Raw genomic sequence first — 16,154 nt, forward strand, 5'->3', positions numbered from 1 at the left:
ATAAACAACCAGATCGTCTCATATGCATTGGAGTACCTTGTCCCTAATTCGTACAAAGGAGGAAACGATGGCAGACAAAAACGTTCATTATAAGAAGGTTGCCGCTTCAAAGGATTTTCGAAAACTTCTTGAGGAAAAACGCAGATTTATCGTACCGATGACGATTTTCTTTTTTCTCTTTTACTTTTCACTTCCGGTTGCTACATCCTACTTCACCTTTTTGAACACGCCAGCAATTGGAGCGATCACGTGGGCTTGGTTATTTGCCCTCACGCAATTTGTGATGACATGGGTTTTATGTGGACTTTATGCAAAAAAAGCAGCTCAGTTCGACAAATATGTAAGCGCTTTAAAAGTTGAATCAAGAGGTGATGACGAATGAGCATGACCGCTTTTATTTTATTCATAGCGATCGTAGGGCTCACATTGGTCATCACGTATTTTGCCGCGAAAAAAACAAGCAATGCGAGTGATTTTTACACCGCAGGCGGCGGTCTGACTGGGTTTCAGAACGGCCTTGCCATTGCCGGGGACTATATGTCTGCTGCTTCATTTTTAGGGATCGCCGGCATGATCGCCTTAAATGGATTTGACGGCTTTTTCTATAGTATTGGTTTTCTTGTAGCGTATCTTGTCGTCCTTTATGTCGTGGCTGAACCGCTTCGAAATCTAGGAAAATATACGATGGCTGATATGATTGCTGCACGATTCAAACGCCCTGCTATTCGAGGCGTGGCTGCTTTTAACACCATCACGGTCTCCACTTTTTATATGATTGCGCAGCTTGTTGGGGCAGGTGCATTAATCAAGCTGCTTCTTGGCATTGATTACTGGATTGCGGTGCTGATCGTAGGTGTCTTGATGACCATTTATGTCGTGTTTGGCGGCATGATCGCAACAAGCTGGGTACAGATCACGAAAGCTGTGCTTCTCATGCTGGGCACGCTGATTATTTCGCTGCTTGTGTTTGCCAAGTTTGATTTTAGCCTGCTGAAGATGTTTGAACAGATGAAAACAGCGACCCCGCTTGGTGAAGCTTTTCTTCACCCGGGAAATAAATATGATGTGCCTTTAGAGACCCTGTCTCTGAACCTTGCACTTGTGCTTGGAACAGCAGGTTTGCCGCATATTTTGATCCGTTTTTATACAGTAAAGGATGCCATTTCTGCGCGTAAATCTGTTCTATCCGCTACGTGGATCATCGGGATTTTTTATTTAATGACGGTTTTCCTCGGCTTCGGTGCCGCTGCTTTTGTCGGAACAGAAGCGATCACGGCAGCCGATGCAGCAGGAAACATGGCCGCTCCACTACTCGCCCAAGCGCTTGGAGGAGATTTATTATTTGCCTTTGTTTCCGCTATTGCCTTTGCGACCATTTTAGCAGTGGTGACCGGTCTTGTTTTATCCGCCGCGTCTGCCTTTGCCCATGATTTTTATAGCCAGATTATCCGCAAAGGGAAAGCGAGTGAACGGGAACAGGTGAAGGCGGCACGCTTTGCTTCCATCGGCGTGGCCATCCTTTCCATCATTCTTGCATTATTTGCGCAATCTTTAAACGTTGCTTTTCTTGTGTCACTTGCCTTCGCAGTGGCAGCAAGTGCGAATTTACCGTTGATTATCTTCACTGTCTTTTGGAAACGATTTAACTCAACAGGTGCTATCGCAGGAAGCTTAACAGGCCTTCTGAGCGCACTCCTGATCGTGTCACTCAGCCCAAGCGTCTGGGACCCATCAGGGGCAGCCATTTTCACAGGAGAACCGCTTATCCCACTATCGAACCCTGGGATTATCTCGATCCCGCTCGGATTCCTTGCGGCTTACTTAGGCACCATTTTCTCCTCTGAAAAAGCAGATGAAGACACCTTTACAGAAATTCAGGTAAAAGCACACACAGGTATGCATATGGATACAGATTGATGAGAAAAAGCCGGCTGCTCTGCCGGCTTTTTCAGTGCTTGCTATTTCAAAACTGTACTCAATATGGGATAAATTGGCCTTTTAATCTCTCTTTATATCTTTCTAACTTGTCACATTTCCTCAACGTGATCAACGAACAGCATGTGATGACGATCAGCAGAATTTCATGAACTTCTCCTCTGTTATCAATGATTCTTTTCAACCCTATTACCCCCATAGACTTCTCTTGTTATTCCTATGTTATCATTTTAAACACATACTGGAAATTCACCCCACAAGGAAGAAGTGAAACATATGCATAAATTGTACTCAGCAAAATTATTATTTGAATCTAGCTCCTCACCAAAGGTGAGACCGGATAAAATCTTTGAGGAACGAATCATTTTAGTGAGAGCAAAAAACAATCGAAAAGTGAAACAAATCGTCAAAGACCATTTTCCAGATGAGACATTTGAAAATGGAGATCATGGACAAACAACCACAAAACTAGTAGCCGTACTAGATATCTTTGAGCTAGTTGAAAACTTAGACGAAGGCCCCCTGCATTTAAGCGAAGTGTACAGCCGATATCTTCTTTTTGATCAAGAAACATCTGCTAAAGAAGCGATTGACGCTTATTCGTTAGACAAATAAAAGAAGTCTAAGCTACCAGTGTGTGAACTCAAATTGCTAAACAGTTAGATAAGAGGGATAAGTGCACTAATAATGGTTGGGTAGATATATATTAGGAGGACTGTTGTGAAGAGGATAATCAAGTATGCAGTGATGATTTTATTTATGAGTGTATTTTTCTATTATTACAATATGTTTGTACCTAAAAACGTTCTGTACATTTTCATTGCATTTCCATTTTGTTTTGTTGCTATAAGTTTGATTGATAAGCTATTTACGGATAAATAAATCTAATAATAAGCAAGCCTCATGCTTGCTTATTATCTCATACTGTCTAATTAGAGGGGATAATATCCGCTCTGCCGGCTTTTTAATATCGCTGGAATAACTCTGGGTTTTTCGGGACGTTTTCTAAATAAACGATCTTTCCTTGATCATCCAGCTCCGCAATATCAATGCCTTCTGCTGTATATACACGACCGTCTGTTAACTTTCCGCAAACAGCCCAGTTTGTTTCATACTTCCCATCTTCTCGTTTCACCCAGCCATCCCACATGTGCTTAATGTCTTCATGTACGTGGAAAAATGTGTTCAAAAACTGTGTGAACGCTTGGATGCCAGGCTTTTCAGCACCATTTAAGACAATCATGACATCATCTGAAAACAATGCCAGCAATTCGTTCATTTGCTCTTGCCCTTTTCCCGCTTCATCATATCGGCGAAAATACGTATCGAGCACTTCCATGATTCATTCTCCTTTATTTACCTGTCATTTCGAAAATAATCAAACAATTAGATTGTACACAATTGTATCTCTTCTGTCTATTTTTCACGCAGATAAGAAAAGACATGGATGAGTTAATCCATGTCTTTTACAGATGAAAGAGCTGCTTTCTCTGACTCGACAAGAGATGTTAGTTCTTCCGCAACTTTTTTCGGATCAGCGCTTTGGCTAATGGCGCTGATGATGCTAATGCCATCGGCTCCCGCTTGGATGACTGGTGCCGCATTTTCATACGTGATCCCGCCGATGCCCACAATAGGAATGTGAAGACCGTGTTGACGTACTTCGTTGATTAAAGAAACACCTTGGACACTGCGTGTATCCTTTTTTGTTTCTGTAGGATAGACTGGACCCATCCCAACGTAGTCTGCCCCGTCCTTCATCGCTTGCCTCACTTCATCTAGATTGTGCGTGGACACGCCTAATATTTTATTCCCGATTCTTTGCCGTACGTCTAGTGCATTTGTATCTTCCTGCCCAACATGGACACCATCTGCATCAAGATCGATTGCAAGCTGTACATCATCATTTACGATAAAGGGGATATTCGCTTCTTGGCAAAGTGCTTGAATCTGATGAGCGATTTTTTTCTTTTCTTCACCTTGCAGAGCACCTTCACCCTTTTCACGAAACTGAAACATCGTGATCCCGCCTTGAATGGCCTCTTTTACCACATCAAGCGGATGCCGGCTTGTATTCGCTGTTCCCATAATAAAATAAACCGATAATTGCTGTTTGATTAGCTGCTGATCAACCTTCGTCATGCAAAACTCCCCCTATTTTCCCTAACGTGATTACATCTTGACCATTTGTATTGGACAGCGCGTTTAGCAATTCGATTTGAAAGGTCCCTGGCCCTTTCTCATCTGTCTGCTGAGCTGCCTTTTCTGCAGCGACACCATAAAACAGCAGAGCTGATGCCGACGCATGAATTGGACGTTCCCCTGTTGCACAAAATGCCCCTATGACAGAGGTGAGTAAACAGCCAGTCCCTGTCACCTTGGTTAACCATTCGTGTCCATTATGAATAGATAGAACCTCTTCTCCATCTGACACGACATCCACTTTCCCCGTAATCGCCACAACGGTTTGAAGTGCTTTTGCCGCCTGCTTTGCTAAAGACGATACATCTCCATTTGCCCCTTTTGCATCAACCCCTTTTGACTGCCAGCCATTCACTCCAATTAAATGAGCCATTTCAGCAGCATTCCCTCTAACAACAGTGATGTCCACTTGCTGTAACAGCTGTTTCGCCGCACTCGTCCGAAACGTTGTCGCACCAACACCAACAGGATCTAATAGAACCGGTACACCTTTTTCATTGGCCGCTTGTCCAGCAATGACCATTGCCTCCACTGTATCCTTTGTTAGTGTGCCAATATTCAGCACAAGTGCATCCGCTAATTGCGCCATTTCTGCCACTTCTTCTTTGGCATTTGCCATGACTGGAGAAGCACCTAAAGCAAGCAGTCCATTCGCTGTAAAGTTCGTCACAACTTGGTTGGTGATATTATGAACAAGCGGATTTTCCGCTCGAACCTTTTCCAAAAGATGAGACACGCAGCTTAATTTCATCTGTATCGTCCTCCCTTTTACTCTGCATCCCACACATAGGATTTTGTATGCTTTAACCATTCTCTTGCAGCAAAGGACAAGTAGCGGTCCTTTCGCCAAATGACACCCAAATGCCACGGAATAGACGGATTTAAGGAAATGATCCTCACTTTATCTGGATCTAGATCACGGCAAATCCGTTCAGGCAGAAGCCCAATCCCAAGATTCTCAGCAACCATTTCACTGATGAAATCCCATTGTGACGTTTCATAAATAACGTTCGGCCTGAATCCAGCATTCATACATTCATTTAAGATTCGGCTGTGCAGAACGAAATCTTCTCGAAAGAAAATAAAAGACTCTTCCTTTAAATCAGCCAAATGAACCTCACCACGTCCTGCCATCGGATGTGATGGATGGGTGACAAGCTTCATATTCTCTTTAATGATGGTGTATGTATGAAAAATTTTATCATTTGCAGGCAGAACAATGACACCAATATCTAATGATCCATCCTCTACCCCTTCCTCTACTTTAATGGAGCCGTGCTCCACCAATTGAAAGGTGACATCTGGATACTGCTGGCGGAATTCTCCCATCACATTTGGGAAAAAGCTTGATCCAATCATGGGCGGCAGTCCTATTCGGATATGTCCTTTTTTCACATTCATTAAATCATTTAATTCACTCGTTAAATTCTGAAAGGATTGTGTGATTTCACTCGCCTGTGTATACATGGTTTGTCCAGCATCTGTCATTTCAACCTGTCTGCCATTACGGTAAAACAACTGCACACCTAGCTCATCCTCTAGGTTTTTGACCATCTTGGAAATGGTCGGCTGCGACACATAGAGCGATTGTGATGCTTTCGTAAAACTCTTTAACCGTGCCACTTCTAAGAAATATGTTAAATGTCTGATGTCCACATGGTTCACCCTTTCTATAGACAAAAGGAATACTAACTATTCAATATATGTATTTTACCTATAATAGAACGTGCTGTACACTTTAAAGTAAGCTCACCGATTAGAACGTTGTGTTGTTTTTGTGAAACAGTGAACAATTTATATAGAAAAAGGAGTGAACAGAAAGTGCAATTGCTCAAAACGTCGCTGATTGCTACCCTTCAGATTATGGCTTTATTTGCTTTTGCGAAATTGATGAATGTGCTGGCGGCCTTTTTGCATTTAAGAATTCCGGGCACGATCTTAGGCATTCTTGTCATTTTCTTATTACTTCATTTTAACATCATTAAATTAAAATGGATTGAACTTGGCGCCGTATGGCTGCTCGGAGAACTGCTACTCTTCTTTATCCCTTCAGCAGTAGGTGTGATTGATTACGGAACATTACTTTCTCAATCTGGCACAAGTATTGTCCTTGTGGTTTTACTTAGTACCTTTGTGGTCATGCTCTCGACTGGCATAATGACGCAGATGATTGCGAAAAGAAAGGAGCGAAAAAAGCTATGTTAGTTGGTGGACTATTCTTGATCCTAACCATTCTGATCTATCTCGGATCAAAAGCGGTTTATAAACGTCACCCGAAAGTCTATGTCTCCCCTTTACTTGTGACACCGGTTGTTCTTGTGGTCTTGCTGTTAATCGTGAACATTCCTTACGATGCTTACAATCAAGGCGGAAAATGGCTGACAAATATGCTTCAACCTGCGACTGTGGCATTTGCCATTCCTTTATATAAGTATTTTCACATTCTGAAGAAGCATGCAGTAGAAATTATTTTAAATGTGGCTTGCGGTTCTATCGTTGCGATTTTATCAACAGCGTTTATCGCCAAATTGTTTCATTTGGATACGAGTCTGATCGAGAGCCTCGTCCCAAGATCCGTCACAACACCTGTTGCAATGAGTGTGTCTGAAATGATTGGCGGGATGCCGTCCGTTACGGCTGTCTTCGTCATTTTAACAGCATTATTTGGCTCAATCATTGGACCATTGGTTATCCGTTATTTCCGTATTGATAATGACATTGCAATGGGCGTTCTGCTTGGTACAGGAGCACATGGTGCAGGCACATCGAAGGCCTTTGAACTGAGCTCCGTCTCAGGCACGATCTCAAGTGTGTCCATGATCATTTCGGCCATTATTACATTATGTGCAGCGCCTATCCTGATGTCGTTTGCCCTATAGAAAAAGCCATTTCCCCTTATCGGAAAATGGCTTTTTCTTATGCTTGGATGAAGACAACCTTTAAATAGTTCCCCTCAGGATAATTTTTCGTTGTACGGAAGTCCTCAGGAAGTGTATATTCCTCAAGAATACGATACGTTTTCCCAGATTCTTTAAAGGCCTGTGCAATAAATCCTTTAAACTTTTTCATCCCAAATGCACTGCTATTGGTTGACGCCACAATGACGCCGTTCTCAGCTGTGATCTGGATGGCTTCTTTTAATAGTTTCTTATAATCCTTCGCTGCACTGAATGTGTGTTTCTTCGTTCGTGCAAAGGATGGTGGGTCCAAGATCACGACATCATAGCTCCAGCCTTTTTTCGCCGCAAACGGGAAATATTTAAAGACATCCATGACTTTGATATCCTGCCCGTCTACATCAATGCCATTCACTTCAAACTGCTCAGATGTTTTTTTCAAACTGCGGTTTGCAACATCTACACTTGTCGTACGGCTTGCCCCGCCAAGCGCTGCTGCTACAGAGAAAGCGCCGGTATAAGAGAACGTATTAAGGACGGTCTTTCCTTTTGCATAGCGATCTCGAATTGCTTTTCGCACATGACGCTGATCAAGGAAAATACCTGTCATCGCACCATCATTTAGATAAACCGCCACGTTCATCCCATTTTCTTTGACGATAAGAGGAAATTCACCTTTCTCCCCTTTTACAAAATCGTCATCTTCGATATATTGTCCAGACGTATCAAATCGTTTCTTTTCATAAATGCCTTTATAGTCAGGGTACACCTGCTCAATCGCAGCCAATACATCTTCTTTTAATGTATAAACACCTTCGCTATACCATTGGATGAGATAGAATCCATCATAATAATCAATCGTGATTCCACCAATTCCATCCCCTTCTCCATTGAACACACGGAAAGCCGTCGTCTGTGCATCACGAAATAGATGCGTTCTGCTTTTGGATGCCTGTTCAAGTTTAGAAACAAAAAAGGCCTGATCTATTTTTTCGTTAGCGTCAAAGGAAAGCACCCAACCGATGCCTTTATTTTGCACACCATAATATCCTTTCCCTAAAAAAGAGCCTCTTTCATCTACCCATTCAATGAGCTCGCCTTCCTGTACACCGTTCACACGCGACACAGCATCTTTTGAAATAAGCGGATATCCATTTTTCACTTGTTCTGCAAATGTTTGTTTTAATGAGATTTTTTTCATTTGTGTCATCCTTATCCTAAATTGACTCTCTCTATCCTACCATATGAATGTATACGATACTTCTATTATGATAAGATGAGGAGAAAAATATCAACTCGACATAGAGGAGGCTCTTTTTTGACAACATTACGCTTAGATCATACAGGGATTATGGTGACAAATATTGATCAGTCCATTGATTTTTATGAAAAAGTGGTGGGCATGAAATTAAAGGATCGCATCACTCATACAAACGGAGTCATTGAACTTGCCTTTCTTGGCTTTAAAGACGAAGCGGAAACGGAAATTGAACTCATTCAAGGGTATAGCAGTGACCTTCCATCTGAAGGAAAGGTCCACCATCTCGCCTTCACAACAGATAATATCCACGCGGAATTCAACCGTATTCAAAAGCTGCAAATTGAGCTAATAGATGAAGAAATCACAACATTGCCCAATGGCTATTGCTACTTCTTTTTCCGAGGGCCAGACCAAGAGTGGATTGAGTTCTTCCAGCGATAATATTTCCTAGGAAATGCATGCGAATCGGTATATTCATTCTCGTCACAAAAGAAAAAGAGTAAGAGCATACCTGCTCTTACTCTTTTTTTATAGCACCTTACTAAGAAATGATTTGGTACGCTCATGCTGAGGGTTTCCAAAGAGTGCTTCTGGTTTGTCTTCTTCGACGATATATCCGCCATCCATAAAGATCACGCGATCTCCCACTTCTCTTGCAAAGCCCATTTCATGTGTGACGACAATCATCGTCATTCCTTCGACTGCTAATTGTTTCATAACAGCTAAAACATCCCCAACGACCTCAGGGTCAAGAGCAGATGTCGGCTCATCGAATAAGAGCACTTTCGGGTCCATCGCCAAGGCTCTTGCAATGGCAACACGCTGTTTTTGTCCACCAGATAATTGGTTAGGGTAACTTTTGGCCTTGTCTTTCAAGCCGACCTTTTCAAGCAAGTCTAATGCTTTATCGACTGCGGCTTTCTTCTCCATCCCTTTTACTTTCACCGGTGCGATCGTGATATTTTCTAACACGGTTTTATGAGGAAATAAATTAAAGTGCTGAAACACCATGCCAACTTCTTGTCGTACTTTATTGATATTCACTTTTGGGTCTGTAATCGTATGTCCGTGGACAACAACTTCCCCAGCCGTAATATCCTCTAATTTATTGAGACATCTTAGAAATGTGCTTTTCCCTGATCCTGAAGGACCAATGACACATACAACCTCTTTTTCCTCGATGACTGCATTAATATCCTTTAAGACTTCGTTATCACCAAAGGATTTCTTCAAGTTTTTCACCGTAATCATACTCATTTCACATCAAATCTCCTTTCTGCGTAGCTAGCCAGTAGAGAAAGTAAATAAATGATCACGAAATAAATGACACCGACAATGAGCCAGACATTCAAAGGATCAAATGTAGCCGATGCTTGAACTTGTCCCCGCTGCATGATATCAGCAATACCGATAATCGATAAGAGAGAGGTGTCCTTCAAACTGATGATGGCTTGGTTCGTAATGGCTGGAAGCATACGGCGGAATGCCTGTGGAAGAACGATAAAACGCATGTTTTGTCCACCTGTGAATCCTAAAGAGCGTGCGGCTTCTGTTTGTCCTTTATCAATGGACTGAATCCCTGCACGAATAATTTCTGAGAAATAAGCTCCTGCATTAATCGCTACTGTAATAATCCCTGCCGGCACTCGATCAAGCGAAATGAATTCAAGTGTATTAAGCCCAAAATAAATGAAGAATAGCTGTACGATAAATGGCGTACCTCGAATGGCATTGACAAAAACGAGTGAAATAAAGTTCAAGATTTTAAATGGTGACAGGCGGAATAGCGCCACAATCAACCCGATAATAAAACCTAAAATGATAGCAACAACAAAGATATATAAAGTGGTTTGCAAACCATCCATTAAATACGGAAATGCATTAACAATCGTATCCATGTTTCTCCCTCCCTAATTCACATACGGTTGACACATAAAGAAAGCGCGCTCTGAGCGCGCCTCGCTTGTGTTATGACTTCAAATATTTCTCAATAATTTTGTCATATTCACCGTTTTTCTTTAGGTTTTCAAGCCCTTTATTGATTTTCTTCAATAAGTCCTGATTTTTCCCCTTCATGACTGAGATCCCGTATTGGTCGCCATTCAAGCGGTCTCCAACTGTTTTCAATTTCAAGTCTTGCTGTGCGATCGCATACGTAATGACAGGATAATCCTCAATTAAAGCATCTGCATTTCCATTAGATACTTCTTGGAACATAGATGGACTGTCATTGAATTGAACTACTTCATACCCATATTTGTCTGCGTTATCTGTTGCAAATTTTGCACCTGTTGTCCCATTTTTAACAGCTAGCTTTTTCCCCTTTAAATCATCAATCGATTTGATGCTGCTGTCCTTTTTCACAACAACTGTCAGACCAGCGTCGAAGTATGGATCTGAGAAATCCACTTTCTTTTTACGCTCATCTGTAATACTCATACCACCCATTCCAACATCAAGCTGACCTGCTTGCATCGCTGGAATAATCCCTGAGAAATCCATTGCTTCAAGCTTCACTTTGAAGTCTTGGTCTTTCGCAATGGCGTTAATTAAATCAACGTCTATTCCCACAGTTTTACCGCCTTTTTCAAATTCAAATGGCGGATATGTTACATCTATCCCGATTTTATATGTGCCTTTGCCTTCTCCCGAACCGCTGTCTGATTTTGAACCACAGGCTGCCATGACGAGCACAACAATTAGTCCCATGATCAGTAACATCGATTTCTTCATAAAACACGACCCCCAATTGTCAGTTTTGTCTAAATATTCGCAACAACAATCTTACTATACCACGCTAAAGCTATACTGTGTGATATTTTTTATCAATACCAAAGATCCATACAATTCTAGATCGATAGTCTCTTTAAATTTTACTTTTTTGCGAATAACTCATTTTATTCTGAAAGAAGCATGTTTCACAATATTCATGTGATATAATCTCACAAAAAACCGAGAACACTCCTTTATAAATAACACTTCTTTCTCACCTATGAAAAAACCCTCTTTCACTGTCTCTCTTCCTCTATTGATATCCTGATATATTTTTTCCAACATCCTCTTTTTACCTAAAAAAATGTAAGCGTATACAATTTGATCGCTACTCCCTATTTTTTTCACTACTGGTTGAATTTACATCAAAAAACATGTTTTACAAATTGAGATAGACCGCTTAAAATATAAGAAGATACTTAATATGGAAAGATGATTCAGACAAATAAGAATCAGCAGAAATGAATAGGTGAAGAAAGGAGGATACCAATTGGCAGAAACAGGTGTTTTGTCATCCGTTGATGTAGCAAATATGCTAAATGACTGGTATGTCTTGATGAAAAAAAGAGACATACAAGAAGCAATACAGCTAAAAGAAGAAATTCTTCAAGCATTTGATCGAATGGAAGAGAATCAAGACGTCTTACTCTACTATCAACTTTTAGAATACCGTTTCAAAGATTTAATCGAAGATACAGCTTCGTTAGATCACAGTCTTTTTGTGGATGAAAATGCGATTCGTACAGATGATATGCTCAGCTACTATTTCTATTTCTTTAAAGGCATGTATGAAATGCGCAGAGGGAATCAAGATTCAGCATTTCACCATTTGAAATTGGCAGAGGATAAATTAGATCTCGTACATGATGACATTGAAAAAGCAGAATTCCATTATAAAACAGGCTGTCTATACTATAATATAAGATCCACACTTCTCTCCATCCACCACTTAAAAAAGGCTTCGTCTATTTACGACGCAGATCCATGTTATGTGAAAAAATCAATCAGCTGTCAAATGATGCTTGCTCTGAATTATGCGGATCAATCGAAATATGATGAGGCAGAAACTTTGTTTCAACAGGTAATTCACTCACTAGAACAGATGGAGGATCCAGATTTACTTGGTCACGCGTATTGCAATGCAGCTTTTATTAAAAGTCTAAGAAATGAATACAGTGAAGCTGTGCCGCTCCTAGAAAAAGCTTTATTGATTGAGTCATTCGAAACTTCTTCCCCAGGCGGCTATTTACTGGCCTTGTATGCCTACACGAAAGCGCTGTTTAAGCTGAAAAAGCCTGGTTTGTTCCACTATTATGTACAGCTTTCACTTCAAAAAGCAGAAAATTTAAAACAACGAAACATTTCACTTAAATTATCCATTTTAGAAACATTGATGCTCCAGCCAAACAACATGATTGAGCAGATCATTTCTTATTGTGATCAATTAGAATCTATGAATTTCCTTGTTGATCTTGAGGCTATCTGTCAGGATGTAGCCGCCTACTTAACTGAAAATGGTCTTCCTAAAGAAGCGATTTATTTTCAGAACAAGGCGTTGTCATTCAAAACTTGTTAAGAAGATGGAGTGATGTATGATGAAAAAATGGCTGATCTCAAGTGCGATTTTTACGTTCTTGATTACAGGTGTTTTGATTGGCACTTCTACTCAAAAAGAAAGCCAGTCTGCACAATCGCAAGATGACGGTACGATCATTCAAAAGAGAGATCGAGGCACCAACCCTTAATAAGACTAAAAAGAGTAGCTGTCATTCAAAACAGCTACTCTTTTTGATTGGTTAATCAATTTCTCGTTTGATATTTTGCATTTTTTCATCTAAGTAGTGAGCGATATCTGCCGCTTCCTTTAGTTCATCGGTGAGCTGATGAGGAACATCGTTTTGCAGTTTATAATAGATTTTATGTTCGAGACTCGCCCAGAAATCCATCGCAATGGTCCGCACCTGAATTTCAACCTTCACATGCTCCACACGATTCGTTAAGTAAACAGGAATTTCAACAATTAAATGAAGACTTCGATAGCCATTTGGTTTCGGATGCTGAATGTAATCTTTCACTTCAAGGATCTTTAAATCCTCTCTTTGCCTCAGAACATCAATAATGTTATAGATATCTTGAATAAACGAGCAGATGATGCGGACACCAGCGATATCATGTATGTACTCCTTGGCACATTGTGTGGTGATGTCACATCCTTTTCTCGCTAGTTTATTCACGATGCTTTCAAAGGATTTGATCCGTGATTTTGTATGCTCTATTGGGTTGTGTCCATGGATTAAATTATATTCCTGACTAATAATCGAAAACTTTGTATCCATTTCATCTAATGCAAATTTATATACTAATAATTCATTTTTCCAGTCTTCCATGACACTTTTCAAATCTTCTACATGAGTTGCTGACATATTCATTTCTTTTTGTCATCTCCTTTTGGCAAACAGCTGTTACACTGCTTTCCGTTTACTAGACGGAGAGAGAACTCAAATGGTTTTAAAAAAGTACATCTTACCCCCGTTGTTTGTAATAAGTCAGCGCGAGTGCCAGTGCAAGCACAGATCCTTTCACGATATCCATTGCATAATACGGGACAGACATCATCACAAGTCCATTTTGCAAAATACCGATGAGCACCGCACCAATAAACGTACCGAATGCGTTTGGTTTACCTGCTCCCATGACTGAAAACCCGATAAAAGCAGCAGCTACCCCATCCATTAAATATGGCGTTCCTGCGTTAATTTCTGCTGTCATCACCCTTGATGCCAGCACGATACCACCGATCGCCGCAAATAAGGCAGACAACAGATATGCTGCGATTTTGTATTTGTTCACATGAATACCAGACAATCGAGCGGCTTCTTTATTTCCACCAATGATATACATCAACCGCCCATGCTTTGTGTAAGTCATAAAAACATGGGCAAAAAGCACAATGGCCGCCATAATCAAAATGATATAGGGGACCTGCCCAATCTTGCTGAAAAAGGCAGGGATGGTGCCAGTTGAAAAAGTGCCATCAGGCAGCACCATATTTTCAGAAATGGTCGCACCTTTCGTATAGGTTTGTGCCAGCCCTTGAATGATAAACATCATGGCTAGTGTCATGAGCATATCTGGAATCTTCATTTTGACAATCATCCAAGCATTCAGCAAACCGACAATAAGAGAAGCCGCCAGCGCAGAAAGGATCGCAATGAGTGGGTTTTGCGAGAACCATACAAACATGGAGATCACAATTGCATTTGATAACGTAGCAACTGAGCCTACAGATAAATCAAAGCCATTCACTGCTAGGGAGATCGTCAGCCCTACCGCAATGATGGTTACAATCGAGATCGATCGTAAAATATTGATGATATTTCCTGACTGTAAAAATGCCGGATTGGCTGCCGCAAAGACAACAATCAATACGACAATCGTTAAGATGGTGCCATATTGATAAAAGAAATCAAACAGATGAAAGGATGGCCGCTGTTTCTTGATTTGTTGAACTGGGGCTGAAACTTGTCGTTCACTCATGATTGTCCTCCTGTTGAATGATATAAAAGCTCTTCTTCAGTCATTGGTGCCGTCATTTCCCGGGCAATGCTGCCATCATATAAGACGTATACTCGGTCGGCGATTCCTGCAATTTCTGAAAGCTCACTTGAAGCATAAATAACCGCTTTTCCTCTTTCAGCTAGTTCTGCAATGAGAGAGAAAATGTCCTTTTTTGCTCCAACGTCTACACCTTTGGTTGGTTCATCAAAGAGATAGACATCCGCCTCAGCCAACAACCATTTTCCAATCGCAATCTTTTGCTGATTTCCACCAGATAGATGCTTCACCTTCGCTTCAAGAGAAGGTGTCTTGACGCCAAGCCGCTTGACGATTCCATCTGCTGCCTTCCGTTCCTTAGAACGATGTAAGAAGCTGAACGGCCGTGTAAACGAACGTAGACTTGCAGCTGTTACGTTCCATCCAACATTTTCTTCTGTTAGAATCCCTTCTTTTCTCCGTTCTTCAGGCACAAGGGCAATACCCGCTCTCACAGCGTGATGAGGCGACTTGATATGAATGGTTTGACCATGCAGCTGCACAGTGCCTGACTTTTTTTCTGAGGCGCCGAATAGGGCTTTGCACAATTCTGTTTTACCAGCACCGACTAGTCCTGCAATCCCGAGAATTTCTCCTTTTTTCACATGAAGATGAATGTTGTTTAATTTATGCTGGTCATGCAACTCTTTCACGTCAAGCACAATCGGTGCATCCTCAAGCGGTGTACGGGATGGGAATTGATCCTCTAATGGCGCGCCAAGCATTTCTTCAATGACCTGCTTTGGATCGGTTTCTTTAATGAGGTGCGCCGCCACATCGGTTCCATTCTTCATCACAGTCAGTTCATCACAGATGTTGAAAATTTCTGGCATGCGATGCGAGATAAAAATGATGCCTGTGCCGTTCTTTTTCAATTGATGAATCATTGAGAATAGCTTGCTTGTTTCTGCATGACTAAGTGGAGCGGTTGGTTCATCTAAAATTAAAATGCTGCATTTGATCGACACAGCCTTGGCAATGAGCACCATTTGTTTTTCTGCCAGTGTCAAATCACTCACAAGACGCTTCGTCGAGATGTCAATGTCCATCTCTTTTAACAGCTGTGCTGCCTTGCGGTGAATCTCTTTCCAGCGGACGAATGGTTTTTTCTCCATTTCATGAATCATCATATTTTCGCCAACACTTAAATATGGCACTAGAGCTGTATCCACTTCTTGATGGACGGTCTGCACACCGTATGAGGCCGCATCCTTCGGTGTATGAATGGTCGCCGCCTCGCCATTGATGTGGATGGTTCCTTCAAAATGTGAATGAGCACCAGAGAGAACTTTCATTAACGTTGACTTCCCAGCACCGTTCGCCCCAATCAGGGCATGGACTGTGCCTTTTTTTAATGTGAAATTTGCTTGATCTAACGCTTTGACTCCTGGGAATTCAATCGAAATGTTTTTCATATGAACAAGCGGCGTTGTCATAGGTGTCCTCCTTCTCTCCTGATCGTCAATTGAAAAACGAAACACCCTCTATGAAAA

19 protein-coding genes are annotated in these 16,154 nt (G+C 41.3%); 8 read left to right on the forward strand and 11 right to left on the reverse strand.

Annotated features, from left to right (window positions below):
* The first annotated feature begins 67 nt into the window (after positions 1 to 67).
* The 3 genes from V7L95_RS06000 to V7L95_RS06010 all read left to right on the forward strand — a co-directional run bounded on the left by V7L95_RS06000 (position 68) and on the right by V7L95_RS06010 (position 2,550).
* Entirely contained in the window at positions 68 to 382 is a 315-nt protein-coding gene (locus V7L95_RS06000) for a DUF485 domain-containing protein (RefSeq protein ID WP_024719499.1), read from the forward strand.
* Positions 379 to 1,917, forward strand: a complete 1,539-nt coding sequence (locus V7L95_RS06005; RefSeq protein WP_041091531.1) for a cation acetate symporter — start codon at positions 379 to 381, stop codon at positions 1,915 to 1,917. The genes V7L95_RS06000 and V7L95_RS06005 overlap by 4 nt, the downstream gene beginning before the upstream one ends.
* A 294-nt stretch (positions 1,918 to 2,211) precedes the next feature.
* Positions 2,212 to 2,550: a DUF4288 domain-containing protein gene (locus tag V7L95_RS06010; protein ID WP_017360152.1), complete on the forward strand. Its 339-nt coding sequence runs from the start codon at positions 2,212 to 2,214 to the stop codon at positions 2,548 to 2,550.
* A gap of 349 nt (positions 2,551 to 2,899) precedes the next feature.
* Here V7L95_RS06010 and V7L95_RS06015 read toward each other — a convergent pair whose 3' ends face one another.
* From V7L95_RS06015 to V7L95_RS06030, 4 genes are all read right to left on the reverse strand, one after another.
* A complete protein-coding gene (locus tag V7L95_RS06015) occupies positions 2,900 to 3,274 on the reverse strand; it encodes a nuclear transport factor 2 family protein (RefSeq protein WP_008345523.1) in 375 nt (124 codons plus the stop codon).
* Positions 3,275 to 3,387: 113 nt separating this feature from the next.
* On the reverse strand, positions 3,388 to 4,077 hold the full coding sequence (gene thiE, locus V7L95_RS06020; RefSeq protein ID WP_340968462.1) for a thiamine phosphate synthase: 690 nt from the start codon (positions 4,075 to 4,077) through the stop codon (positions 3,388 to 3,390).
* Positions 4,064 to 4,888 (reverse strand): hydroxyethylthiazole kinase, encoded by an 825-nt coding sequence (gene thiM, locus V7L95_RS06025; protein ID WP_081114247.1) that lies wholly within the window; start codon positions 4,886 to 4,888, stop codon positions 4,064 to 4,066. Before thiM ends, thiE begins: the two co-directional genes overlap by 14 nt.
* A gap of 17 nt (positions 4,889 to 4,905) precedes the next feature.
* The gene (locus tag V7L95_RS06030) at positions 4,906 to 5,793 is read right to left on the reverse strand and encodes a LysR family transcriptional regulator (protein WP_017360156.1); all 888 of its coding nucleotides are present in this window, start codon (positions 5,791 to 5,793) and stop codon (positions 4,906 to 4,908) included.
* Positions 5,794 to 5,958: 165 nt separating this feature from the next.
* Here V7L95_RS06030 and V7L95_RS06035 point away from each other — a divergent pair, with 165 nt between their 5' ends.
* Both V7L95_RS06035 and V7L95_RS06040 read left to right on the forward strand, forming a co-directional pair.
* Entirely contained in the window at positions 5,959 to 6,342 is a 384-nt protein-coding gene (locus V7L95_RS06035; RefSeq protein WP_017368298.1) for a CidA/LrgA family holin-like protein, read from the forward strand.
* Positions 6,336 to 7,016: a CidB/LrgB family autolysis modulator gene (locus tag V7L95_RS06040; RefSeq protein WP_007497850.1), complete on the forward strand. Its 681-nt coding sequence runs from the start codon at positions 6,336 to 6,338 to the stop codon at positions 7,014 to 7,016. Before V7L95_RS06035 ends, V7L95_RS06040 begins: the two co-directional genes overlap by 7 nt.
* A 37-nt stretch (positions 7,017 to 7,053) precedes the next feature.
* Here V7L95_RS06040 and V7L95_RS06045 read toward each other — a convergent pair whose 3' ends face one another.
* Positions 7,054 to 8,235: a class I SAM-dependent rRNA methyltransferase gene (locus V7L95_RS06045; protein WP_340968466.1), complete on the reverse strand. Its 1,182-nt coding sequence runs from the start codon at positions 8,233 to 8,235 to the stop codon at positions 7,054 to 7,056.
* A 117-nt stretch (positions 8,236 to 8,352) separates the two neighbouring features.
* Here V7L95_RS06045 and V7L95_RS06050 point away from each other — a divergent pair, with 117 nt between their 5' ends.
* Positions 8,353 to 8,736 (forward strand): VOC family protein, encoded by a 384-nt coding sequence (locus V7L95_RS06050; protein WP_008345541.1) that lies wholly within the window; start codon positions 8,353 to 8,355, stop codon positions 8,734 to 8,736.
* Positions 8,737 to 8,823: 87 nt separating this feature from the next.
* On the opposite strand, the gene V7L95_RS06055 is transcribed toward V7L95_RS06050, so the two are convergent.
* From V7L95_RS06055 to V7L95_RS06065, 3 genes are all read right to left on the reverse strand, one after another.
* Positions 8,824 to 9,552 carry an amino acid ABC transporter ATP-binding protein gene (locus tag V7L95_RS06055; protein ID WP_025208197.1) on the reverse strand — a complete coding sequence of 243 codons (729 nt, stop codon included), beginning with the start codon at positions 9,550 to 9,552 and terminating at the stop codon, positions 8,824 to 8,826.
* Complete coding sequence (locus tag V7L95_RS06060; protein ID WP_007497860.1) at positions 9,549 to 10,193, reverse strand: amino acid ABC transporter permease; 645 nt, start codon at positions 10,191 to 10,193, stop codon at positions 9,549 to 9,551. Before V7L95_RS06060 ends, V7L95_RS06055 begins: the two co-directional genes overlap by 4 nt.
* A gap of 70 nt (positions 10,194 to 10,263) precedes the next feature.
* The gene (locus tag V7L95_RS06065; protein WP_007497862.1) at positions 10,264 to 11,028 is read right to left on the reverse strand and encodes a transporter substrate-binding domain-containing protein; all 765 of its coding nucleotides are present in this window, start codon (positions 11,026 to 11,028) and stop codon (positions 10,264 to 10,266) included.
* Positions 11,029 to 11,557: 529 nt separating this feature from the next.
* Here V7L95_RS06065 and V7L95_RS06070 point away from each other — a divergent pair.
* Complete coding sequence (locus V7L95_RS06070; RefSeq protein ID WP_182488984.1) at positions 11,558 to 12,643, forward strand: Rap family tetratricopeptide repeat protein; 1,086 nt, start codon at positions 11,558 to 11,560, stop codon at positions 12,641 to 12,643.
* A gap of 19 nt (positions 12,644 to 12,662) precedes the next feature.
* Positions 12,663 to 12,812: a hypothetical protein gene (locus V7L95_RS06075; RefSeq protein ID WP_017358698.1), complete on the forward strand. Its 150-nt coding sequence runs from the start codon at positions 12,663 to 12,665 to the stop codon at positions 12,810 to 12,812.
* A 51-nt stretch (positions 12,813 to 12,863) separates the two neighbouring features.
* Here the strand turns inward: V7L95_RS06075 and V7L95_RS06080 are convergent, their stop codons facing one another.
* The 3 genes from V7L95_RS06080 to V7L95_RS06090 form a co-directional block, all read right to left on the reverse strand.
* The gene (locus V7L95_RS06080; RefSeq protein WP_007497867.1) at positions 12,864 to 13,496 is read right to left on the reverse strand and encodes a GTP pyrophosphokinase family protein; all 633 of its coding nucleotides are present in this window, start codon (positions 13,494 to 13,496) and stop codon (positions 12,864 to 12,866) included.
* Between the two features lie 94 nt (positions 13,497 to 13,590).
* Positions 13,591 to 14,604: an ABC transporter permease gene (locus V7L95_RS06085; RefSeq protein WP_017368303.1), complete on the reverse strand. Its 1,014-nt coding sequence runs from the start codon at positions 14,602 to 14,604 to the stop codon at positions 13,591 to 13,593.
* A complete protein-coding gene (locus V7L95_RS06090) occupies positions 14,601 to 16,097 on the reverse strand; it encodes a sugar ABC transporter ATP-binding protein (RefSeq protein WP_340968472.1) in 1,497 nt (498 codons plus the stop codon). Before V7L95_RS06090 ends, V7L95_RS06085 begins: the two co-directional genes overlap by 4 nt.
* Positions 16,098 to 16,154: the final 57 nt, after the last annotated feature.

This window comes from Bacillus sp. PPSBB_11, from assembly GCF_038023285.1.
Lineage (GTDB): Bacteria > Bacillota > Bacilli > Bacillales > Bacillaceae > Bacillus > Bacillus altitudinis.